The 23,940-nt window shown below is 61.9% G+C and carries 12 protein-coding genes; 4 read left to right on the top strand and 8 right to left on the bottom strand.

Annotated features, from left to right (window positions below; all coding sequences use genetic code 11):
- Positions 1 to 22 precede the first annotated feature (22 nt).
- The 3 genes from CD175_RS08610 to CD175_RS08600 form a co-directional block, all read right to left on the bottom strand.
- Positions 23 to 8,695, bottom strand: coding sequence for a glycoside hydrolase family 94 protein (locus tag CD175_RS08610; RefSeq protein WP_104448530.1), 8,673 nt, complete (start codon positions 8,693 to 8,695; stop codon positions 23 to 25).
- A 450-nt stretch (positions 8,696 to 9,145) separates the two neighbouring features.
- Complete coding sequence (locus CD175_RS08605; protein ID WP_104448529.1) at positions 9,146 to 9,781, bottom strand: response regulator transcription factor; 636 nt, start codon at positions 9,779 to 9,781, stop codon at positions 9,146 to 9,148.
- A 10-nt stretch (positions 9,782 to 9,791) separates the two neighbouring features.
- Entirely contained in the window at positions 9,792 to 12,062 is a 2,271-nt protein-coding gene (locus CD175_RS08600) for a PAS domain-containing sensor histidine kinase (RefSeq protein WP_104448528.1), read from the bottom strand.
- A gap of 230 nt (positions 12,063 to 12,292) precedes the next feature.
- On the opposite strand from CD175_RS08600, the gene CD175_RS08595 reads away from it, so the two are divergent.
- The 4 genes from CD175_RS08595 to CD175_RS08580 all read left to right on the top strand — a co-directional run bounded on the left by CD175_RS08595 (position 12,293) and on the right by CD175_RS08580 (position 17,931).
- A complete protein-coding gene (locus tag CD175_RS08595; protein WP_104448527.1) occupies positions 12,293 to 13,915 on the top strand; it encodes an acyl-CoA synthetase in 1,623 nt (540 codons plus the stop codon).
- Between the two features lie 118 nt (positions 13,916 to 14,033).
- Positions 14,034 to 15,806, top strand: coding sequence for an acyl-CoA dehydrogenase C-terminal domain-containing protein (locus CD175_RS08590; protein WP_104448526.1), 1,773 nt, complete (start codon positions 14,034 to 14,036; stop codon positions 15,804 to 15,806).
- A gap of 85 nt (positions 15,807 to 15,891) precedes the next feature.
- A complete protein-coding gene (locus CD175_RS08585) occupies positions 15,892 to 16,848 on the top strand; it encodes a LysR family transcriptional regulator (protein WP_104448525.1) in 957 nt (318 codons plus the stop codon).
- Positions 16,849 to 16,902: 54 nt separating this feature from the next.
- Positions 16,903 to 17,931, top strand: coding sequence for an AraC family transcriptional regulator (locus tag CD175_RS08580; RefSeq protein WP_104448524.1), 1,029 nt, complete (start codon positions 16,903 to 16,905; stop codon positions 17,929 to 17,931).
- A gap of 68 nt (positions 17,932 to 17,999) precedes the next feature.
- Here the strand turns inward: CD175_RS08580 and CD175_RS08575 are convergent, their stop codons facing one another.
- From CD175_RS08575 to CD175_RS08555, 5 genes are all read right to left on the bottom strand, one after another.
- A complete protein-coding gene (locus tag CD175_RS08575) occupies positions 18,000 to 18,923 on the bottom strand; it encodes a transporter (protein WP_104448523.1) in 924 nt (307 codons plus the stop codon).
- Positions 18,924 to 19,031: 108 nt separating this feature from the next.
- On the bottom strand, positions 19,032 to 20,216 hold the full coding sequence (acmB, locus tag CD175_RS08570; RefSeq protein ID WP_104448522.1) for a methyl acetate hydrolase AcmB: 1,185 nt from the start codon (positions 20,214 to 20,216) through the stop codon (positions 19,032 to 19,034).
- A 178-nt stretch (positions 20,217 to 20,394) separates the two neighbouring features.
- Positions 20,395 to 21,087, bottom strand: coding sequence for a TetR/AcrR family transcriptional regulator (locus CD175_RS08565; protein ID WP_104448521.1), 693 nt, complete (start codon positions 21,085 to 21,087; stop codon positions 20,395 to 20,397).
- Positions 21,084 to 22,712, bottom strand: a complete 1,629-nt coding sequence (locus CD175_RS08560) for a methyl-accepting chemotaxis protein (protein ID WP_104448520.1) — start codon at positions 22,710 to 22,712, stop codon at positions 21,084 to 21,086. The genes CD175_RS08565 and CD175_RS08560 overlap by 4 nt, the downstream gene beginning before the upstream one ends.
- A gap of 66 nt (positions 22,713 to 22,778) precedes the next feature.
- Entirely contained in the window at positions 22,779 to 23,930 is a 1,152-nt protein-coding gene (locus tag CD175_RS08555; RefSeq protein ID WP_104448519.1) for an acyl-CoA dehydrogenase family protein, read from the bottom strand.
- Positions 23,931 to 23,940 lie beyond the last annotated feature (10 nt).

Below are 23,940 nucleotides of genomic sequence, written 5' to 3'. Positions count from 1 at the left end.
GGCCCGCCAGGAGCGCTGTCTCTCAGCGCTCAAGATCGGCTTCGACGGTTCTGTCCCACCCAGGGGTTTCGGGTTGGTGCGCTTTTACCGGGCATGTCACCACGACCTGATGTTCTGTGCCGTCATCGAGCAATTCCAGCGCGTCATTGCCCAGCAGCTCGCCGTCCAGCGTGATCGAAGCCGTGGTACTCGTGCCGGGGCGTACATGGATCTGGTAATGCGTCGCCCCATAGCGGTAGCGCAGCGTGTAGCCAAGCCAGCCCTGCGCCAGCAGCGGTACGATATGCAATGCAGTCCCGACCCGCCGCACGCCGAGCAATGACTCGACGATGAACCGGTACGTCCAGCCAGCCGACCCGGTGTACCAGGTCCAGCCCCCACGGCCCGCATGGGGCGGTGTGCCGTAGACGTCGGCAGCCATGACATAGGGCTCGACCTTGTAGGTTTCGAGCCGCTTGGCGACTTCATGGCCGGCGGGGTTGATCATGTTGAGCAACCGCCAGGCCCTGACATTGTCGCCAAGCTCGGCAAACGCCATGCCGGCCCAGACGGCGGCATGGGTGTACTGGCCGCCATTTTCCCGTACGCCCGGCACATAGCCCTTGATATAGCCGGGCTCGAGCGAGCCTGTGTCGAAGGGCGGATCGAGCAGCAGGACCGCGCCTGTGTCGGGCCGTACCAGATGCTTCTCGAGTGACGCCATGGCTGTGCGGCGCCGCGTTGGCGAGGCGGCCCCCGACAGTACCGACCAGCTTTGCGAGATCGAGTCGATGCGGCATTCGTCATTGTGGGCCGAGCCCAGGACCTGGCCGTCGTCGAACCAGGCGCGCCGGTACCATGAACCGTCCCAGGCATGCTCCTCCAGACTGGCCTGCAGCAAGGCGGCCTGCCGGGTACAACGCTGTGCGAAGATAGGGTCGCCATGCAATTGGGCAGTGATGGCAAACTGCTGCAACACGTCAAAGCTGAAGAAGCCCAGCCACACGCTTTCCCCTTGGCCCAGATGGCCGACCCGGTTCATTCCGTCGTTCCAGTCGCCCGTGCCCATCAAGGGCAGGCCGTGGCTGCCGCGCTGCAGGCCGTGTTCGATGGCGCGTACACAATGCTGATAAAGGCTTTCTTCGAGGTGCGACTTGCCCGGCAGGTCGTAATAGGACTCTTCCCCGACATTGAGCGGTCGGCCTTCAAGGTAACCCGCGGGTTCGGCCAGCACGCTGAGGTCGCCGGTGACGCTGACATAGTGGCTGGTCGCTAGCGCCAGCCACAGGTAATCGTCCGAGCAGCCACTGCGCACACCCCGATCGAGCGGCGGGTGCCACCAATGTTGCACGTCGCCTTCGGCATATTGATGGGCTGCGCACAGCAACAAATGGCCACGTACGCTGGCGGGATCGGCATGGATCATCGCCATGCTGTCTTGCAGTTGATCGCGAAAGCCGATGGCCCCACCGGACTGATAATAACCACTGCGGGCCTGGAAGCGACAGGCGATCACCTGGTACATCAGCCAGCCATTGACCATGACATCGATGCTCGGGTCGGGGGTCTGGACCTGAATCACGCCCAGCTGCGAACGCCACTGCTCGCGTACCGCCTCGAGTTCTGCGGTGGCCGCCCCCAGGCCACGGTACTGTTGAACCAGGCGCAGGGCCGAGGTCGTATCCCTGGCGGCACCGAGGCGGAAGACCACGTCCTGGTCGTCACCGTTGTCGAGGTCGAGGGCCACCTGAATCGCCGCACAGGGATCCATGCCGCCGCCGGTTCGGCCCGACAGGCGTGCCTGCTGTAGACCGGCAGGTGCCTTGAGGCTGCCATTGCGGCCGATGAACTCGGTGCGATCGCCGCTGATGCTGGTGGCGGTCGAGTCGGTATCGAGGAACGCCACCCGTTCGCAAAACTCGATCGAATAGGCGTTCCTGGCGAAGAATGCGCCGCTGCTGGGGTCGGCTTCCGTCACCACATGCATCGCCGATTTGCTGCGCAAGTCGCCCAGCACCCACTCGACATAGCAGGTCGTCGACAGGCGCCGGGCGCGGCCTGAACGGTTGCGAATCTGCAAGTGCGAGAACTTGATCGAAGCATCCAGCGCCACGTACACCCACAACTCGGTGTGGATACCGTCTTCATCGTGCTCGAAGACGCTGTAGCCGAAGCCGTGCCGGGTGCGGTACGCGCCAGTACCGGGACAAGGCTGTGGCGTCACCGACCAGAAATGCCCGGTCTCTTCATCGCGCACATAGATCGCCTCGCCGCTGGCGTCGGTGAGCGGGTCGTTATGCCAAGGGCTCAGGCGAAATTCGTGAGCGTTTTCCATCCAGGTGTAAGCGCCCCCACTTTCAGAAATTACCGTACCGAAGTGCGGGTTGGCCAACACGTTGGCCCATGGCGCCGGCGTCGGCCTTCCCGGCTGCAAGGTCATGACATACTCGCTGCCATCGGCACCGAAGCCGCCATAGGCGTTGCCCAGGAGCAAACCTTCGATGGCGGGGAGGGCAGCGGCCGCCGTTGCCTTTGCCTGGCGCTTGAGCGTGGGCACGAATGCCGAGTAGGCCGGGCTTGCGTGACGCCGATGTACCTGTTCGGCAATGCTGCCGTTGCCTTCGCTCAGCACCAGGCGCGCCACCGACAGGATCAGCGTACGGTCCTCGTTCGACAACTGCTGGGCGGGACGCACGAAAATGCCCCCGGGACGGTCGATCAGCGAAGCTTCGCTGCCGGACGTCACCACCCCCATGATCAAGTCCTGGAGTTGCTGGCGATAGCCGGCCTGGTCTTCGTTCCAGATGACCAGGTCCACCATCAGCCCCTTTTGCCGCCAGTAGGCATGGGCCTTGACCATCTGGTGCACGAGTTCGATGTTGTCGACGGTTGCGATCTGCAGCAGAACGATGGGCAGGTCGCCGGAGATCGCCTGGCCCCAGAGGCTCGATTGATTGCGTCGGTTGGCCATCAGGACGCTGTTTTCCGCGCGCAACGAGGCATTGGCGTAGAGGATCGAAGAGGCCATCTGTTCGAACAGGCGCCCATCTTCCAGCGAGACATTGAGTTGGCGTAGCAACACCTGGCTGTGGGTCCATGCCAGGTCGAAGACGCGGTCGGCGAGGTGCCGGTCGCGGTATTTATTGATCAGGTACAGACAGTCCTCACGGCTGTCCGCGATGCCGGTCACCAGGTCAATGGTCGCCGTTTGTCCGGGTTCCAGGGTGATACGGCAGCGGATGGCCACGATCGGGTCCAGCACCGAGCCTGCGGTGCCGGACAACTGCTCGACATTGCCATCGAGCGCCGCCGGTGCTGAAACGTTGCGTCCGCGGCCGATGAATCGCGCTCGATCGGTCTCGTAGGAAATGGCGTCGATGTCCACGCCATGGGCGGCCAGCAGGTGGCACATCCAGGGGACGGCTTCCTCACTGGAGCGGCGCCTGCGGGTGCAGACGATGGCCTGCAGCGCCGGCAACAATTCGGTCTGCACGAACAGGTTGCTGAAGGCCGGGTGCATGGCATCACTGATTGCCGGCGCCAGGACCACCTCGGCGTAGGTGGTGATCTCCACGCTACGGCGCACGCGACCGCGGTTGGTGATGTGCAGCCTGCGCAGTTCGATATCGTCTTCGGGGGACACGACGATCTCGGTGTGGGTATCGAAGTCGAGCTCGCGAACCCGAAACTCGGCCCGGGCATCGCTGAAAATCGCTTCATGGCTTTCTGGCCGGTGCCGGGTCGGCTGATGGGCCGAGGACCAGAATACGCCGCTGCTGACATCGCGCAGGTAGCAGAACATGCCCCAGTTGTCGCAGGTCGCGTCTTCATGCCAGCGGGTCACGGCGATGTCGTTGCAGCGGCTGTAACCGCCGCCGGCACTGCTGAGCATGACGTGGTAACGGCCGTTGGACAGTAGCTGGACGGCGGGGCGCTTGCGCCCGGGATCGGCGAACACTCGCAGCCTGGTTTCCTGCGCGCGTCCGCTTTCATCTGTGGCAGGTGCCAGGGTTGCATGCAGGTAAGGTGCGGCGGTTTTCGGGACGCGCTCCTGCAGCAACAGGATGGTCGCCTGGAAGGCCGGGATCGACTCGAAGCGTCGCTGCATGGGCCGGTCCAGCAGCAGGCTGGTCAAGGCCAGCAGGCTCATGCCCTGATGGTGCGCCATGAACGAGCGCACGATCGCATAGCGCTGGCCGCGTGGCAGGCGTGCCTCGGTGTAGTCGACTGCTTCGTACAGGCCATAGCGACCGGCCGACCCTTGGGCCGCCAGGCGTTGCAGGTTGCGGCAGGCGGCTTGCGGCTCGACCATCAGCGCCAGGGCGCTGGCGTACGGCGCAATCACGGTATCTTCGGCCAACCCGCGCTTGAGACCAAGGCCTGGAACACCGAACGCCCGATACTGATAATTGAAGTGGGCATCCAGGGTGTTGTAACCCGACTCGGACACGCCCCAGGGGATGCCCAACAGGTTGCCATGCTCGATCTGCAAGGCCACGGCCGCACGGCATGTCTGCTCCAGCAGCGTACCTTCATAGCTGGGCATGACCAGGTTTGGCATCAGGTACTCGAACATCGATCCGGACCAGGAAAGCAGTACCGGTACCCCCCGATTGTTGCTGAGCAAGCGCCCGAGGGTGAACCAGGCCTGTTGCGGCAGCTGGCCCTGGGCGATGACCACGAAATTGGTCAGGCGAACCTCTGACGCGAGCAGGTCGTAATAACCGTTGTCCAGCCTGCGCTCGTCGGCGTTGTAGCCGATCGAGAACAGGTCGCGTTGAGCATCGTAGAGGAAGGTGAAGTCCATGCTCGCCAGTGACACGGACAACTCGGCCAGGCGCTCAAGTTGGCTGATTCGTGCGCGAGCCAGGCATTGTACCGCCTGCACTTGCGCCTGATCGGCGGGCAGCCACAGCGTGCAGTCCAGCTCGGCCATTTGCCGCAGACTGAGTGCGGGTGTCGGTGTCGGTGTCGGTGCCTGGGCGGGTGCCAACGGCAGCTCGAAACGCAGTCGTTCTGCCCGCAGATCCGCACACTGCGCCTGCAATGCCTGCAACCAATAGTGTGCTTCTTCAGCAGCGGTGGCCGCCGTGTCGATTGCCAAGGCATCCGCCAGATCGAGTACTTGCAGGAGGTTGTCCGGGGTGTCCTGGACAATCGCCGACGCCACCTTCGCGCGCAGTTCAAGCACGGCGCGGTCATCGAGGTGCCCTTCCTGTAATGCCTGCTGCAGCACATCGAGGGTGTCGCCCAGACCGCTGAGGGGGCGTTGATCGAAAAGGGGCGTGTCGACCAACCCCAGCAGCCCCGGTCGCAGGGTGAGCAGCAGGCCCGCCAGGTTGCCGCTGTCCACGGTGGACACATACCGAGGCGCCAGCGGCAGGAGTGACTGGGTGTCGTACCAGTTGTAGAAGTGCCCATGGTGACGCTCAAGGCCGGCCATGCACTCAAGCGTGGCCGTGACGCGTTCAAGCAGGCGCCCGCTACTCAGATAACCGAAATCGTGGGCCGCCAGGTGCGAGAGCAAGGCCATGCCCATGTTGGTCGGTGAGGTGCGATGGGCAATGGTTGGCTTGGGTATCTCCTGGACGTTGTCCGGCGGCAACCAGTTGTCCTCGGGCCCCACGTACCGATCGAAGAACGCCCAGGTCCGGCGTGACAGCATGCGCAGGAAGCGCAGGTCTTGCACTGTCGGGTCAAACCCCGCCGGGGTTGTCGGCAGGCTGATCCACCAGGCAATCGCCGGGCTCACCAGCCACACCAGCAACAAGGGTGCGGCCAGTGCGAGTACGTAAGGAGAGGGGAGCAGGGCCGCGAATAGAGTCAGCGCCAGCGCAGGGGCAATCCACATGCTTTTATACATGCCGGACAGCGCGTTGCCACTGGAACGCTCCACCTCACGAGACGGTTGCCATTGCAGCAGGCGGCGCTTGCTGATCAGCATGCGCCACAGTGAGCGGCCAATCGCATCCAGGCTCAACAACGCATCGGAGGGTAACCAGACAATCGACAACAGCGCGCGCATGAAATGCTGGCCGGAGGTCCGTAATGCCGCACTCAGGTGTTGCCCCAGTGGAATATCGGCGGCTTTCTGTACCAGTGCCAATACCGACTGCAGCAAGGGTTGGAGAAATACCAGGATGACCACCGCCAATGTCCAGGAGACGGCCTCGCTCGAACCCAGCCAGCCCCATGCAAGCATGGCCAGGAAGGCGCCTGGCTCCAGGCTGCGGCGCAGATTGTCAAAAATCTTCCAGCGGGCAAGGTTGCTCAGAAGGTTGGGCGCAAATCCTCCCTGAGGTTTCGGTGCCCACGGCGAGGCCCAGTACAGCACTTGCCAGTCTCCGCGAATCCAGCGGTGTCGGCGCTTGGCATCGGCGCTGTAGCGAGACGGGTATTCCTCATACAGCTGTACATCGCTGAGCAGCCCGCAGCGGGCATAGCAGCCTTCGATCAGGTCATGGCTGAGGATGCGGTTGTCGGGCAGACAGCCCTCGAGTGCCTGTTCGAAGGCGTCGACGGCATAGATGCCCTTACCGATGAAGGAACCGTTCTGGAACAGGTCTTGATAAACATCGGAGACGGCACGGGTATAGGGATCGACACCCGCATCGCTGCCAAACAGGCGGGCGTAGGTCGAGCGTGCCGTGCTGGGCAGGCTGATCCCCACGCGTGGCTGGAGGATGGCGTAGCCGCTGACGATCTTGCCACTCTGCTCATCGAATACCGGATGGTTCAGGGGGTGCATCATCGCACCGATGCACTGACGCGCGACATCCCGGGGCAGCAAGGTATCGGTATCCAGGGTGATGACGAAGCGCACCGATTCCAGTGGCGCGACATCACCGACGATCAATGCAAAGCGCTGCTGTCCTTTACCTCGCAGCAACGCGTTGAGCTCGGCGAGTTTGCCGCGCTTGCGTTCATGTCCCATCCATACCCGCTCGGTCGCGTTCCAGTGCCGGGGCCTGTGCAGCAGGAAAAACCGGTCGACCTGGCCATCGGCATATTTGTGGTTGAGCGCCTCGATCAGTTGGCGCGCCAGGGCGAGCAATTCGGCATCCTCGGGCATCACCTCGGCAGGGGCGTCCATGAAGTCACTGAGCAGCGCAAAATGCAGGTTGGCATCGCGATTGGCCAGGAATCGCACTTCCAGGCCTTCCGCCAGCGCCTCGATGTCGCCGGCGTTGGCAAACATCGTCGGCACCGCCACCAGCGTTCGTGCCTCGGCCGGTATGCCCTTGCTGTAATCCAGGCGCGGCAGCAGCGACGGGACTACCGTGAGCGTCACCAGCCAGTTGACCAGCCCGATCGCCAGGCGGCTGGTCATCAATAACGCGGGCACGGCGAGCAGGGCCAGGCACCACAGTGGCGTGCCGCTGTGATAGGCACTGCCGAGAAATGGCCAGGCCAGCAGCAGTGTCAGCAGCAGGGAAGGGCACAGGTAGAACTTCAGCGGGGCGCTCTGCAGCAGTCGTTTCCATCGATCGTGCAGCGGCACGCTGGCATGCAGTGCCTGCTCCAGGCTGAGCAGCCCGTCAGCCACCAGGTAATAGCCCACGTGCCCGGTGACACCGGCCGTGGGCTGTGTGCTCGCGGCCAGTTCGAGGGTGGCTTGTGCCACCCTGGTTTCGGAATGCACGCAATGCCGGGCAAGGCGTTCGACCACATGGCGGTAACGATCACGGGTGGCAAAGTCCATGTTCGCGTAGATGCCTGCCGGGTCCGTGCACAATACCTGCTCGACATGGCTGAGCAACTCGACGAACTCGCGCCAGTCGGTCGCTGCCAGTAACCGCAAGCTGGCGATGCTGTTGCTGATGGACACCTGGTCACCGGATTGCTGCTGGGCATCCATCTGCACCAGGCGTTCGACCGTCAGGCCGGACTCACCGAGCGTTTGTTCTATCCACGCCATGGGCAATATCAGCGCGGCGCTTTGTCCGTGCAGACGGCGCGCCAGTTCTGCTACGAAGGGTGGCGTCATCGGCGGTGCCGATCGCGCCATGTCGGCAACGGTCAATACCACGCTCTTGGCGTCGCGCTCGGCCATTTCGATCAATCGATCGGCCCAGTCATCGGCAAGGTTGCGGTCATCCCGGTTGGCCATGACGCGGGATGCCACGCGCCGCAAGTTCTCGATCAGCGCCAGGCGCAGCATGATCGGGATTGCCCATAGTTCGCCCAGGGTCAGCGGCGTGATGGTCTGATAAGAGGCGATGAAACAGTTCAGGCTGGGCGCATCGACCCGGCCATCGCCGTGCGCGATGGTTTCCAGGGCGATGTCGTAGACCCGCGGCAGGCCTGCCGAAGGGCCTTCGGCCAGGCGTGGCAGCTCGCGGCTATAGCCGTCGGGCAGGTGGGTCCTGGCGGTACGGATGTTCTCTTCGATCAGGTAGAAGTTGTCCAGCAGCCATTCCGCCGCCGGGGTCGGGCGTCGGCTGGACAGTTGTACGGACTTGAGCGCTGCGCAGCTACGCTCCAGAAGCAGTTGGTTGTCAGTCAGTCGGCCCAGCAAGGCATCCTTTTTTGAAAGGCGCCCAAGCACATGCTGGCGTGCCAGCACGATGCCGTGGTCTGCCATCTGCTGCGCATTGAACAGGTCGGCACGCAGGATGGGCTCGTACTCGAACTTGTGCCGTGCTGCACTCCACCTGAGCCAGATGGCCGGTGAGCGCCAAAGGCTGGACATTGTGCGAGTCAGGATATTTTGCATGAATTCCTTCGTACGACCCGCGCAGGGCAGGTCGCTTGTGGAATGATGGCGGTTCTACGCCAGGCCAGGTGTGCGGGGCATTGCGCCGCCGGGCGCTGCATTCCACCGACGAGTGTGGATGATTCATCGCGGCGTAGTCTGTTCGCTAGCGAACATAGGCCATGTCAAACGCGGGGGTTGGGTCAATCACGGTGTACAGTCGCTGTCCGACCGCACTCAGTCGCTCAGAACTCTTGCGCTAAGCCTCCTACGGCCTGCAAGAACCTGGGTATGTTTTCCAGGGCTTTTTTGCTCCTACAGTTTCCCGGGATTGCGTGAAGAACCTTTTTTTTGTCTGGAGAAAAAGTGATGACTGCAACCGAGCGAGGCCCCGAAGCCCGTGGGCTTTTGATGGGCAAGCATCCTTGAGTCAACTGCCAAACGACTGCTTTTGATTGTGGATTCAACCGGTCAACGCAACTTCAGCGGATCGACCATCTGTGCCGCGATGGCCATGCCCACCAGGTCCGGCAACGTGTTGGCCTGCATGCGTTTCATGACGCGCGCGCGGTACAGATCGATGGTTTTTGCACTCACACCCAGTTGCTCCGCGATTTCGCGGGTGGTGTAACCCTGCACCAGCGGTAACAGGATATCGCGCTCCCGCGGGGTCAAGGTCAGCAAGCGCGCCTGCAAGGCTTCGTGGCCCTGGTTGCCCGAACGGTTGGCGGCACAGTTGCTGAGCGCCTGTTGCACGCTGTCCAGCAACAGCTGTTCGTTGTAGGGCTTCTCGATAAAGTCATGGGCACCGGCCTTGAACGCGCGCACCACGATCGGCACATCCGCATGCCCGCTGACGAAGATGATCGGCAGGTTCAGTTGGCGCACACGCATTTCTTCCTGCACGTTCAACCCGCCCATACCGGGCATGCGAACGTCCAGCAGCACACAGGCATCGAGGCTTGCATCGCAGGCATCGAGGAATGCGACACCACTGGTAAACGGCAAGGCCTTGAGCCCGACTGACTCCAATAACCAGACCGTCGATTCGAGCATGCCCTGGTCATCATCGACCACGTACACAACGTGCTCCGTTACACCTGCCATTACCTGATTCCTATTGTTGTTTTGTTGGGCCGGCAAGCGGCAAGCGGCAACACATCAGTAGCCCGACAGGTTGACGCCGGGCATTCAATTCGCCACCGAAACCCTCGATGATGCTACGGCTCATGGACAGACCGAGCCCCAGGCCATCGGCCTTGCTGGTGTAAAACGGGGTAAATATCTGCTCCAGTTCCGGCTCGCTGACGCCCGGCCCCTGGTCTCGCACACTGATTTCCACGCAGGCGCCACTGCCATGCTCCACGGCCATCACGATCAGAGAGGGTTGCCCGGGATGTTGCTCACGGTTGGCGTCGATGGCGTTGCGCAACAAATTGAGCAGCACCTGTTCCAGCAACACGCGGTCGGCATAAACGGGAGTCAGATTATCCGGTAGTCGATCCTCGATTGTCACTTGGCAATTGCTTGCTTCCCAGGCACACAAACGCACGGCTTCGCGGGCGACGTCGGTCAAGTTCAGCGCCTGCATGCGACGCTGTCCCTTGCGCAAAAAGGAGCGTAAGCGCCGGATCACTTCGGAGGCGTGGGTGGCGTGATGGGTAATGCGTTCCAGACCCTGGGTCACTCTTGCCGCGGCCTGGGGATTGGAATCCAGTGTCTGTAGATAGCGCTGGCTTGCATTCGCATAATTGACCACGGCAGCCAGCGGCTGGTTGATTTCGTGGGCGATCCCCGAGGCCAGCTCACCGAGTGTGACCAGCCGTGCAGTGTGTGCCAGTTCGTCCTGATGACGGCGCTGTTGCACTTCCCGCAGCTCGCGCTCGGTCATGTCGCGGGCGACCAATGAGTAATAACGCTCGCCGCCAGTGGAGCGGTGCGCCAACAGTACCAGCGACACCGGCACCGATGTGCCGCCGCCCGGCGGTTGCAACCGCGCATCGGTGCTCCAGACGCCGTCGCGCTCGGCGCGCCTCCAGCCATCGCGTTGCAGGCGCGCAAGGTCGCCGCTTGCGAACAACGCGGTCAGGGCCGGCATGGGTTGTTGCTCATCAATCCCGAGGATGTGTCGCGCGGCTGGATTGAGGTAAGTGACCTGGCCCTCGGGAGCGATGAACAACACCGGATCGATGTTGGCCTCGACCACTTCGGCCAGACGTCGCTTGTTCTCCTCGGCCTGCACTCGAGCCGTGATGTCCCGGGATACACTGACGATTTCGACCACCGCCCCGGTGTAGGTTTCCCGGATCGCCCGGCTGGCCGTTTCGAACCACAGGTAATGGCCGTCGCGATGGCGAATGCGATACGTCATGGTGTGATAACCATCCTGCTCCAGCGCGTCGCGCGCGCGCTGCACGAGAGCGGCCAGATCCTGGCCGTGAAATAGGCCCTGGGCCATTTGCCCGCGCAACTCTTCGGGCCAGTAACCGAGCAAGGTCCAGGAGGCCGGTGACGCATCGATAACGCGCCCTTGCGGTGTATGACGGGAAATCAGGTCGGTCGTGTTTTCGATGATCAAACGGTACAGACGTCGTGCGGTGCTCGCTTCACGCTCCGCCAGCACTTGAGCCGTGGCGTCGCGGCAACGGGCGAGCACCCGGTTGTCCAGGGGATCGGGAATGAACGTCCAGATCAGGATCTGCGTTTCAAACTGAGCCTCGACGCCTTCGACGGCGCGTTGCTGGTCCAGGCAAGCACGAACCAGCACCCGATGATTGACCGGTAAAAAGCCCAACACATCGGTCAGTGACTTCTCGGCGAGCAGCGCCATCAGTGCCGCGTTGAACTCCAGCGGTCGACCTTGCGCATCGAGCAGCAGGCTCGGTTGCGGATCGTGACCCAGCAGTGGCGAACCCCGCAGCAGGCCGTTGACGCTGCTCAGCAGCGTCGTCAGCAAATCCTGCACCCAGCCCAGCCAGTCGAGACTCACGCCCTCGCGCACTTCCACCAGCAACAAGCCCGGCTGCCCCGGCTGCAAGGCCAGATCAAATACCTGGCCATGGCTGATCGCGGCCCGGCGCAACCGGCCGGACAACCAGCAATCGAGTTGACGGACTTGAGCCAGGTCCAGGCGGCCTGTCTCGACCAGGTGCTCGAAGAGCAATTGGTCACTGGCCAGCGCTGGGTCGCCAAGTCCCGGCGGTAAATGCTGGGCGGCACCTTCATGGCTGTAGATCCGCGCATTGGGCTGCCAGCTCAGGTAAACCGCCCGCTGCACTTCAGGGCAATCCTGCAGTGCCCGACACAACGCATCGGCCCGGGCGGCCAGAGGCACACCCTCGCGCTGCAGGCGCAACCAGCTGTGCAATCGAACGGGCGTCAGGGTCATTGCGGGTCCACTTTTTCAGGGAAACCAAGCATATACCAGCCTTGGAGCGTTGGCGGCATTGATTCAGAGTTAAAAGAAGTTGATATAGAACAAATACTATATCTGATAGGTTTTACTTCCATATCAAAGGCGAGATGTTATATAAAGTCATCCGGACTTTGAAGGTGACCCCGGCGACAACGCTGGAAGGTCAACCATAGAGCTAACAATCAGCCATCGAGTACCCGCACATGTCTATCTATGACCAAGGCCTAGGCCCTTCGGCTGTTAACCACATTGCCTTGTCTCCGCTGAGTTTCATCGAGCGCACCGCCAGCACTTACCCCGATCACCTCGCCGTAATCCACGGTTCGATTCGCCGTACCTGGGTGCAGACCTACACCCGTTGCCGACGCCTGGCCTCGGCGTTGGCCGGTCGCGGTATCGGCAAGGACGACACGGTGGCGGTGATGCTGCCCAACATTCCCGAGATGCTTGAAGTGCATTTCGGTGTGCCAATGATCGGCGCCGTGCTCAACCCGCTCAACGTCCGCCTCGATGCCGAGGCGATCGCATTCATGCTGCAGCATGGCGAAGCCAAGGTGTTGATTACCGACCGCGAGTTCCATGATGTGATCCAGGCGGCGCTTGGCATGCTCGATCACCCGCCTTTGGTGATCGACGTCAATGACCCGGAATACGGTGAAGGCCAGGCCGCGAGCGACCTGGACTACGAAGCGCTGTTGGCCGAAGGCGACCCGGCATTCGACTGGCAATGGCCGGGCGACGAGTGGCAGGCCATTTCGCTGAATTACACTTCAGGCACCACCGGCAACCCCAAGGGCGTGGTTTACCACCATCGCGGCGCTTACCTGAGCGCATTGGGCAACCAGATGACCTGGGCCATAGGCAACCATCCGGTGTACCTCTGGACCCTGCCGATGTTCCATTGCAATGGCTGGTGCTACCCATGGACCATCACCGCGCTGGCGGGTGTGCACGTTTTTCTGCGCCGGGTCGATCCGCAGAAAATCCTCACGCTGATCCGCGAGCATCAGGTCACTCACCTGTGCGGCGCACCGATCGTGCTCAATGCACTGGTGAACATGCCAGAATCGGCGAAAGCGGCCATCGATCACCCGGTCAATGCCTTGGTCGCGGGCGCTGCTCCACCGGCCAAAGTCATCGGTGCCGTCGAAGAGATGGGCATCAAGGTCACTCACGTGTTTGGCCTGACCGAAACCTATGGCCCAGTGACGGTCTGCGCCTGGCACGCCGAATGGGATGGTTTTTCTCTGGAGGAGAGGGCGCAGATCAAGTCGCGACAGGGCGTGCGCTACCCGACGCTGGAGGGCTTGATGGTCGGCGATTGCACAACGCTGGAGCCCACCCCGCGTGACGGCCAGACTATCGGCGAGATCTTCCTGCGCGGTAACACCGTCATGAAGGGCTACCTGAAGAACCCGACCGCCACTGCCGAAGCGTTCGAAGGCGGCTGGTTCCACACCGGTGACCTGGCAGTCTGGCATCCTGACGGTTACGTCGAAATCAAGGACCGGCTCAAGGACATCATCATCTCGGGCGGCGAGAACATTTCCACCATCGAGCTTGAAGGGGTGCTCTATCGCCACCCGGGTGTGATGGAAGCTGCCGTGGTCGCCCGTCCCGATGAGAAATGGGGCGAAACGCCCTGCGCCTTCGTCACCTTGAAGGCTGATCACCAGGGCGTTCGCGAGGCTGACATCATCAGCTTCTGCCGTGAGCACCTGGCCGGATTCAAAGTCCCGCGCACAGTGATCTTCACGCTCTTGCCAAAGACTTCCACAGGCAAGATCCAGAAGTATGTGTTGCGCGACCGGGCCAAGGCGCTCTAACCCCATCTGACATTGCATCCATCGAGCAGCAGGTGTTTGACCTGCTGCTGCGGGTTCGTGCAGGCCGAATTCGGCTATGCCCTGCCCATGACACAACCGTCCCAACGAGGTTTACGTTATGCCCGAATTCAAAGCCCCGCTGCGCGACATGCGCTTTGTGCTGCACGAAGTGTTCGATGCGCCGGCCATGTGGGCGCGCCTGCCGGCGTTGGCCGACAGCATCGACACCGATACGGCAGACGCCATTCTTGAGGAGGCGGCAAAAGTCACCTCGCACCTGATTGCGCCCCTCAATCGCAGCGGCGACGAAGAAGGCGCGCAGTGGCATGAGGGCCGGGTCACCACCCCCATCGGTTTCAAACAGGCTTACGCGACCTACATCGAAGGCGGTTGGGTGGGACTGTCCGGCAACACTGTGTTCGGTGGCATGGGCATGCCGAAAATGCTGGGCGTGCAGTTCGATGAGATGCTCTACGGCGCCAACTCAAGTTTTGCACTGTACTCGGCATTGAGTTCCGGTGCCTGCCTGGCGCTGGACGCCCACGCCAGCGACGCCCTGAAAAACCTTTATCTGCCACCGATGTATGAAGGCCGCTGGGCCGGCTCCATGTGCATCACCGAGGCCCATGCCGGTACCGACCTCGGGCTCATCCGCACCCGCGCCGAACCTGAGGCTGACGGCAGCTACAAGATCACCGGCAGCAAGATTTTCATCACCGGGGGCGATCAGGACCTGACCGAGAACATCGTGCATCTGGTACTGGCCAAACTGCCGAACGCGCCTGCGGGCCCGAAAGGCATTTCGCTGTTTGTCGTGCCGAAAGTCCTGGTCAATACCGACGGTTCCCTCGGCGCGGCCAACGCCGTGAGTTGCGGTTCGATCGAGCACAAGATGGGCATCAAGGCCTCGGCCACCTGTGTGATGAACTTCGACGGCGCCAGTGGCTGGCTGGTCGGTGAGGAGAACAAAGGCTTGGCGGCGATGTTCACCATGATGAACTACGAACGCCTGTCGATTGGCATTCAGGGCATCGGCTGCGCCGAGGCGTCCTACCAGAGCGCCGTCGCCTATGCCCGCGACCGCATCCAGGGTCGGGCTCCCACCGGTGCCTTGGCCCCGGACAAACCGGCCGACCCGATCATCGCTCACCCGGATGTGCGGCGTATGTTGCTCGGCATGAAAGCCATGACCGAAGGCGGTCGCGCGTTCGCCAGCTATGTCGGGCAACAACTGGATCTGGCGAAGTTTTCCGACGATGCCCGCGAGCGCGATAGCGCGCAGATCCTGGTTGCGCTGCTGACGCCAGTGGCCAAGGCGTTTTTTACCGACACCGGCCTGGAAAGCTGCATCAACGGCCAGCAGGTTTTCGGCGGCCATGGCTACATACGCGAATGGGGCCAGGAACAATTGGTCCGTGATGTGCGCATTGCACAGATCTACGAAGGCACCAATGGCATCCAGGCATTGGACCTGCTCGGACGCAAAGTGCTGGCCAACGAAGGCGCTGCGCTGCACCTGTTCGCCCGGGAAGTCCGCCACTTCGCCCTGCACCACGAAAGCGCCTATGGCGGCGAGCTGCTGCAAGCCCTGGTGCGTCTTGAGGGCCTGAGCAGCTGGCTGATGGAGCGGGCCAAAGCCAATGCCAACGAAGTCGGCGCAGCCTCCGTGGAGTACCTGCACCTGTTCGGCTATGTCGCCTATGCCTACATGTGGTCGCGCATGGCCGCCGTGGCCCGGTCCAGACGCGACCAGGACCCGTCGTTCTACGCTGCCAAACTGGCCACCGCCGAGTTCTACTTCGCCCGCCTGCTGCCACGGACGCTGAGTCTGGAAGCCAGCATCCGCGCCGGCAGTGCGCCGCTGTATGGCCTTGCTGACGAACAGTTCTGACGATTGAGCGTTGCGCGGCGCCTGCCCGCTACCTGGCCCGCGCTTTTTATTCACTGGCCCTCTCAAAGTACGGCAGGAAAGCCTGATGAATATGCAAATCAGTACAACGCAAGGTCACTTGAACTGGGACGACATGCGCTTCTTCCTCGAGGTCGCCCGTGCCCGTACCGCCAGCGGTGCAGCCCGCCGCCTGGGGGTGGACTACACCACGGTAGCGCGACGTATCCGCGCCCTGGAGCAGAGCCTGGGCGCCATGTTGTTCGAGAAATCGCGCACCGCAGGCTTCGTCCTGACCGTGGAGGGGCAGCGTCTGGTCGGCCACGCCGAATCCCTGGAAAGTACGTTGCTGGTAGCCTGCGAGCAGGTTTTCGGCACCACCGGGGGGCACGCCGGGCACCTGCGCATCGGCTGTACCGAAGCCTTCGGTTCCTGTTTCATCGCGGCGCAGATGAGCCACTTCCTCGAGCACTACCCGCATATCTCGGCGGATATTCTGCCGGTCCCGCACTTCGTCAACCTGTCACGGCGTGAGGCGGACATCGCCATCACCCTGGAACGGCCCGAGCGCGGTCCCTATGTGTGCTCGCGGCTGTGCGACTTTCGCCTGCGCCTGTATGCGACGCCGGAGTACCTGGCCAATCATCCGCCGATCGGCTGTCGCGAGGACCTGGCCGGCCACCCGTTCGTGACCTACGTCGAGGATCTGGCCTTCAGCTTCAAGCTGCTCTACCTGAGCGACCTGATGCTCGGCGCGCACAGCCGCCTGCGCAGCACCAGCGTGGTCGCCCAGTACCATGCGGCACTGGAAGGGCGTGCGCTGGCGATCCTGCCTTGCTTCCTCGCCGGACCCGACCCGCGCCTGTGCGAGGTGCTGCCGGATCAGGTGGAGGTCACCCGGCAATTCTGGTTGTACTATTGTGAGGACCTGCGCAACCTCAAGCGGATTACCCTGGTGGCCGACTACCTGCGCAGCTGTGCGAAACTCAATCGTCCGCTGCTGATGGGCGAGTCACACGAGATGGCCTACCTGCCGTCGATCTGAGTGGCAGGCCTGGGCATCAATTGGACCCTAAAAAAATAAAAAACAGGTGTCTCCATGCTTCTCGAACATGCGTTGTTAGCCGATGCCAGCGGCAAGCCGATTCACCCGCATCACAAATGTTTTTCAACCGAGTGGGATGAAATCAGCGACTGGTCGGATCGCATGTATATGCCCTACCGTGTGGTACCCAAAGGGCAGGCCATCAAGCCGCACGCCACCATGCATTCGTCCAGGATTGGCGAGCTGACGCTGACTCGTTTTGCCTACGGCGTGCCGGTGAGCGTCGATGAATTTTCGCCCGAAGCGGGGAATGCGCTGCTGCTTACCACCATTCGCGGCAATGCCCGGCACTGGAGTCGGCGTTCGGTCACTGAAGATACGGCAGTGGGTGAGTCATTCGTTGCCGATTGCAGTCGTGTCGATTACCGGGTCGACCTCGACCCTGATCACCTGCAACTGAATCTGACCATTCCTCATGCCGTCCTGGAGCGGATGGCACAGCAGTGGTTCGGGTTCGTGCCCGATGATCAGTTCTGGAGACACAAGTGCGTCATCGGCGGAGTGGGTTCGAGCTGGCTGAGTCTGCTGGAGTATACGGTTCGTTGTATTGCCGAGGCGCCCGAACACATGGCTGAAGGGCGTATGGGCACTCACCTGGAGCAAAGCCTTTGCGTTCATATGCTGCAGGAATGGGCTGGCCGCGCCGGGCGGGCAGGGCTTGATTTGAATAGTCCACTGAACCGGATTGCACCCCGTTATGTCAGGGCTGCCGAAGAGTTCATGAGTGCCAATGCGGCGTGCCTGCCGACCATGGGTGAGGTGGCCAGTGCGGTAGGGACCAGTGTGCGGACATTGAGTGGTGCCTTCGCGCGCTTTCGCGGCATGACGCCCGGTGCGTTCCTGCGCGAGCAGCGATTGCAGGGCGTGCACCGCGATTTGCTGGCGGCGGATCCGCAATCGGGAACCACCGTTTCGGCCGTCGCCTTTCGCTGGGGGTATCTGAACCTGGGTGAATTTGCCGGGATCTATCGCAAGCGTTTCAGTGAATTACCCTCCCAGACCTTGCACCGCCGGCTGCGCTAGCGATTCGAGGCGGTACGAGTGCACCGGGGAGCGGTGTTCAGCCCGCTCCCGGTGCCATTCACTGTGGGTCAGAACACCCACAACAGCCTTAGGTTGACCCGCTGGTTTTCCTTGAAGCCGTTGTCGACCGAGACATCCTGCCCGTAGTTGAGCAGGGCCTGGAAGGTCGGGGTTATCCAGTAGGACGAGCCGACACGGTATTTACTGGTGTTGGGTTCATCGTTCTGATCCTGACCGTCAATGCGCGTCTCACCACCCCAGAGTCGGGACGCACCGACATGCACCGAAAGCTTGGGTGTCACCGCGTACCTCAGGTAGGTCTGACCTTGCCACAACGGCTTCTGGCGCAACGTCAGGCCTTGACTCGTGAGGTCGTCATTTTTGTCAAAGAAGGTCACGTCTGCGGTGAGGTCCAGGGAAAAATTTTCAGTGAGACCGGTTACATAGCCGGTCTGCAACGTCAACTTCCAACGGTTTTCGCCAAGGTTGAGTGCATCGTTGCGGTCATAGTTGCCGGTCGGCACGTGCAGGTAGGGTGCAATGCCCCAGTAGCGGTTTTTTGCCGGGTCATTCACGAGCCACAGAGTGGACGCCAGAATCAGATCGCCGACGCCACTGGTTTGTCCCAGCGAGTCGTTGTCGCGTGTTCCTTCCAGGCGACCGAAGGGCAACAGAAACTGCGTATTGAGCGTGTAGTCGCCCAGTTGCTGGTAATGCGCGGCGCGCAGTATGCCGATATCCGAGTCGAGCCCCGCTTTGATCGCAACCTTGTGGCCGTCGCTGTAAAGCGACCGCCGCTGGGCATGCTGCAGGTAAAGCAAACCGATATTGCTGCCGGCTGGAAGCGCAGCGGTGTATTCGCCGGCGTCCACATCAATGGCCTGGGCGTTGCCCGCCAGAATCGCCAGCGCGAGGCCGGCACCGATCGTTGAAGTGTCGAGTGCGCGTACCAGGGGCCGAACGCGCGCAGGGGTACGTGTGGAGATCTCCATGAGTCACCTGTTTTGTTTTTGTTGGTTTTTGGAGAGGGATTGTTTTCTTGCACCGTCGCCTGGAGCCCCGGGGGGCTTCCATGCGATCCGAATCGAATCGGTGGTGGGTCAGCGGGTCAGATGGCGGTAGGCCGCCGTTTCGAAATCCAGATACGCATTGACCGAAACGGGATCGGCGAACGGCAATATCTGGGTGGCCCAAAAACCACCGATGCCGTTCTTGCGGTCGATCCAATAGAAAAGATTGGCCAACCCGGCCCACGCCAGGGAACCTGCAGGGCGACCGGTGGGGGCGTCTTGATCGTTGACCATGAAACTCATGGCCCACGACTTGGGCATGCCCGGGAAGAACTCTGCGGCGTTGGAGAGACTGGGGATAACGCTGGGAAGGGCTTTTACCTTCAGGTTTTCGAGACCATTTTTCTCCGCGAACCGGATCGTTTCCGGTTTGAGGATCCGTCCGTGTTCACCTTGTCCATCGTTAAGCCAGGCACGGATAAACTGACAGTAATCCTTCACGGTCGAATACAGGCCATGGCCTCCCATGTGCACTTCGGGCGCTTGTGGGAGGATGAAATCCTCGAGTGCGCTCAGCGATCCATCCTCTGCGCGCTGGTGGATGCTGGCTCGGCGCTGGAGCATCGACGGGGTCATGGTAAAGGCGGTATCGGTCATGCCCAGCGGCTCGAAAATACGCTGTTGCATGACTTCACCCAGACGTTTGCCGGTGATGGCCTCGACCACCAGGCCAGCCCAATCCATGTTGGAGCCGTATTCCCACTGTTCACCAGGCTCAAACAGCAAGGGTGTTACAAGCGCCGCCAACGACCCGCTGATGACGCTGGGCTGTCCTTGTTCCTGGGCGAGTCTGTTGTAGTCTTCATTGAAGAACTCGTAACCCAGGCCTGCCGTATGAAGCAGAAGCATTCGGGTGGTGATGTGCTTTTTGGGGGCGCGAAGGCGAGGCGTTCCGTCGCTATCAAACCCTTCGAGTACCTTCAGTTCGCCGATCATCGGCACATAGTTTCTGGCAGGCGCGTCGAGATCCAGTCGGCCCTCCTCGACCAACTGCAATACCGCCGTGGCGGTTATCGCTTTGGTCGTGGAAAACAGGGCGAAAACGCTGTCGGTGGTCATGGCAGGGGCTTGACCGAGCGTCCTTTGACCTGATGCACCCTCATAGACCAGACCGTCACGCCCGACTATTGCCGCGACTACGCCTGGGACGCGCTGCGATCCAACCGTGGCAGCATCGAGCAAGTGGTTGAGTGATGATGTAAAACCTGGATTCATTATTTTTATTCTCCTTGCACCCGACCCAAAGCCCGCAGGGCTGGAGCTTATGGTGGGGTGTGCAGTGGCAGGACTGATTGGCCCGACGTGAAGCGATTCACATCGGGGCCAGTGGAGAGTAAGAAAATAAGATCCGAGGGTTTGTCGGCTGCCGGCAGAGGGTATCGGAATCAGGTACTTATTTAAGTGCCAAGGAGGAGGGCGATGCGTGAACGACTGCCGCCAGGTCTGCGGCCTCAGTTGCCCGCAATGCGCCCTGCAGCGTACTCATCACCATCTCATGCAGCAGCTTGCGGCGTGCTCCAATGCCGGCCTTGGGCTGCCCAACCCAGGCCGGTAGTTGATTGAGCAGGGAAACGATGCCGCTAACGGTTGCGCGTCGGGTGGCGCCAGCCGGTTTACCGGTGAGTTGCTCTATGGTCTCCACCAGGTGCTGCTCGTAGCGTCGGCGCAGGACCAGAATCGAGTCTTGCTGTTCGTCGCTCAAACAATGAAGGTCGTACTCAGCCAGGCGGAAATGTGCGGCCATACGCTCGTGCAGCCGCAGGTGCGCCTCAAGCAGGCCCTGCATTCGTACAGCGGGGGCAGATTTGCGACGGGTCACCAGGCTGGCGCCGTCCAGCAACGCTTCGTAGAGCTCTTCGATCAATTCACACAGCAGTGCCTCTTTGCTATCGATGTGGTTGTAGAGGGAGCCGGCCGTGATCCCCAGGCAAGTGGCCAAGTCGCGCATGCTGACTCGGCTGAAACCATGCCGGGCGAACAGCTCGACAGCCTTGTGCCGCGTTTCCAGGTAACGCGTGTTGCGCGCTTCGTCGACAGGCACGGCAAAAAGGGTTTTGGAGGGCTGCATGTTGCTCATCCACCTCATACGCGAAACTGGCCCAATAGCCGATTGAGCCGACCCGCCAGTTGACCCAGTTCCTGGCTCGCCTCGCTGGACCGGTCTGCTGCCTGGGCATTTTCGTGAGCCAGAGAGGCTGCGCGGGACACATTCTGGTTGATGTCTTCGACCACGTGTGACTGCTCCAGGGTGGCGCTGGCGATCGAGGCGTTCAGTTCAGTGACATTGCGCAGTGCGCCGAGTACCTGGTGCAGGCTTTCAGCCGTTTGGTGGGCCTGCTCCACGGTTTGTCGGGCGGCCTGGCTGCTGGCATTGATGACATTCACCGCGGCTTCCGAGTTGCCGTGCAGGCGCTCGATCATGTCCTGGATTTGCGCGGTGGACTGCTGGGTGCGCTGCGCCAGCAGGCGCACTTCGTCTGCTACCACAGCGAAGCCGCGACCCTGTTCGCCTGCGCGCGCCGCCTCGATGGCGGCGTTCAGCGCGAGCAGATTGGTCTGTTCGGCGATGGCGCGGATCACTTCCAGCACGCTGCCAATCTGGGTACTTTCCCGGGCCAGGCTCTGGATTACCTCGACGGCCTGGCCGATGGTATCGGACAACTGATCGATCTGGCGCAGGCTGGTGTCGATGTTGTTCTGGCCCCGACGTGCCTGCTCTTCGGCCTGGCTAACTTCGTTGGCAGCGTGTTCGGCGTTCCTGGCCACATCCTGCACGGCGTAGGAGACTTCGTGGATGGCGGCGGCTACCAGCTCCATCTGCTGCGATTGCTGCTGGCTGTGGTTCTGGCTCTCGGTGGCGATTTCGCTGAGCGACTTCGAAGCCTTGTCCAGGCTGTCGGCGGACTGTATGGACTGACCGATCACGCCACGCAGCTTGTTGGTGAACACGTTGAAATGGCCGCTCAATTCGGTCAGTTCATCGCGCCAGCGGTTATCCAGATTGCGGGTCAGGTCGGCCTCGCCGCTGGCGATGTTCTCCATCGCTTCGACCACCCGCGCCAGTGGCGAGGCGATGCTGCGGGCAATCAGCAGGATCAGCGCACTGAGCAGCAGGGCGATCGTCAGCACTATGACGAAGGCCTGAATCAGCTGGCGGCGGAACTCGACTTGCACGTCGTCTATGTAGATGCCCGAGCCGACAATCCAGCCCCAGGGCTTGAACAATTCGACGTAGGAAACCTTCTCCACCGGCGCGTCGGAACCTGGCTTGGGCCAGCGGTAGCGCACCAGTCCGGCGCCATCGAGTTTGGCCGTGGCGACCATTTCGTCGAACAGCGCCTTGCCGTCCGGATCGAGGGTACCGGCCATGCGCTTGCCCTCGAGCTTGGCATTGGGGTGCATGACCATTCGCGTGTCGAGGTCTTCGAGCCAGAAGTAATCCTCGCGGTCGTAGCGCAAGTCGCGCATGACAGCGATGGCCTGCTGCTGCGCCTGCTCACGACTGAGACCCTGGCCTTCCAGGCCTTGGAAGTGGCGCAGGATGCTGCCGGCGGTCTCGACCACGTGGCGGGTTTTCAACGCCTTGGCGGTATAAAGGTCGTCATGGCTCTGCTTGAGCATCAGGCCGGCGAGAATCAGCAGCATCAGAATGGAGGTCAGCAAAATCAGCCACAGACGGCGGCTGATGGAAATATTGCGCAAGCCGAGCATGAGCAACTCCACAACGGGCAAGACAGGGAAAAGCCGGACGCGGCAGTCGTGCCCGGCTGGAGGAGGTCAGAGCGCGTAGTGGCTCAGTTCGCGGGCGATCAGCAGGCGCTGGACCTCGCTGGTGCCTTCGTAGATCTGGGTGATGCGCGCGTCGCGGTAGTAGCGCTCTACCGGGTAGTCTTCCAGGTAACCGTAGCCGCCATGGATCTGCATGGCGCTGGAGCACACGCGCTCGGCCATTTCCGAGGCAAACAGCTTGGCCTGGGAGGCTTCGGACAGGCACGGTTGCCCGGCGCTTTTCAGGCGCGCCGCATGCAGGATCAGCAGGCGGGTGGCGTTGAGCCGGGTGTGCATGTCGGCGAGCAGGTTGGACACGCTCTGGTGCTCGATGATCGGCTTGCCGAACTGGACGCGTTCGCGTGCATAGCCCAGGGCGGCCTCGAAGGCGGCGCGGGCGATACCCAGGGCCTGGGCGGCGATGCCGATGCGGCCGCCTTCCAGGTTCGACAGGGCAATGGCCAGGCCTTTGCCGCGTTCACCCAGCAGGTTCGCTTCGGGAATGGTGCAGTTGTTCAGGGTCACCGCGCAGGTATCGGAGGCCTTGATCCCCATCTTGTGTTCGCGTCGGTCGACCACGAATCCGGCGTTGTCAGTGGGGACCAGGAAGGCCGACAGACCTTTCTTGCCCAGTTCCGCATCAGTGACGGCGAAGACAATGGCCAGCTTGGCCCGCTCCCCGTTGCTGACGAACTGCTTGGCACCGTTGAGAATCCACTGACCGTCGCGCAGTTCGGCACGGGTACGCAGGTTGTGCGCCTCGGAGCCGGCCTGTGGCTCGGTCAGGCAGAAGCAGCCGATCGCCTGACCACTGACCAGTAGCGGCAGCCAGTTGTCCTGCTGCGCAGGGGTGCCGTATTTCAGCAGGGGGCCGCAGCCCACCGAATTGTGGATGCTCATCAGCGCGCCGAGGGCACCGTCACCGGCCGAGATTTCTTCCACGGCCAGGGCGTAGGCCACATAGTCGGTATAGCTGCCGCCCCAGGTGTCCGGGACGACCATGCCCAGCAGACCCAGCTCGCCCATCTGCGCCACCACGGCGTCATCGATCCAGCCGGCCTTCTCCCAGGCCTGGGCATGTGGCGCGACTTCGCTGCGGGCGAAGTCGCGCGCCATGTCGCGGATCATGCGTTGTTCTTCGGTCAATTCGATATCGTGCATTGCAAAGTCT

It is taken from the genome of Pseudomonas laurylsulfatiphila, assembly GCF_002934665.1.
Lineage (GTDB): Bacteria > Pseudomonadota > Gammaproteobacteria > Pseudomonadales > Pseudomonadaceae > Aquipseudomonas > Aquipseudomonas laurylsulfatiphila.
This window is presented reverse-complemented; position numbering and strand designations above follow the sequence as displayed.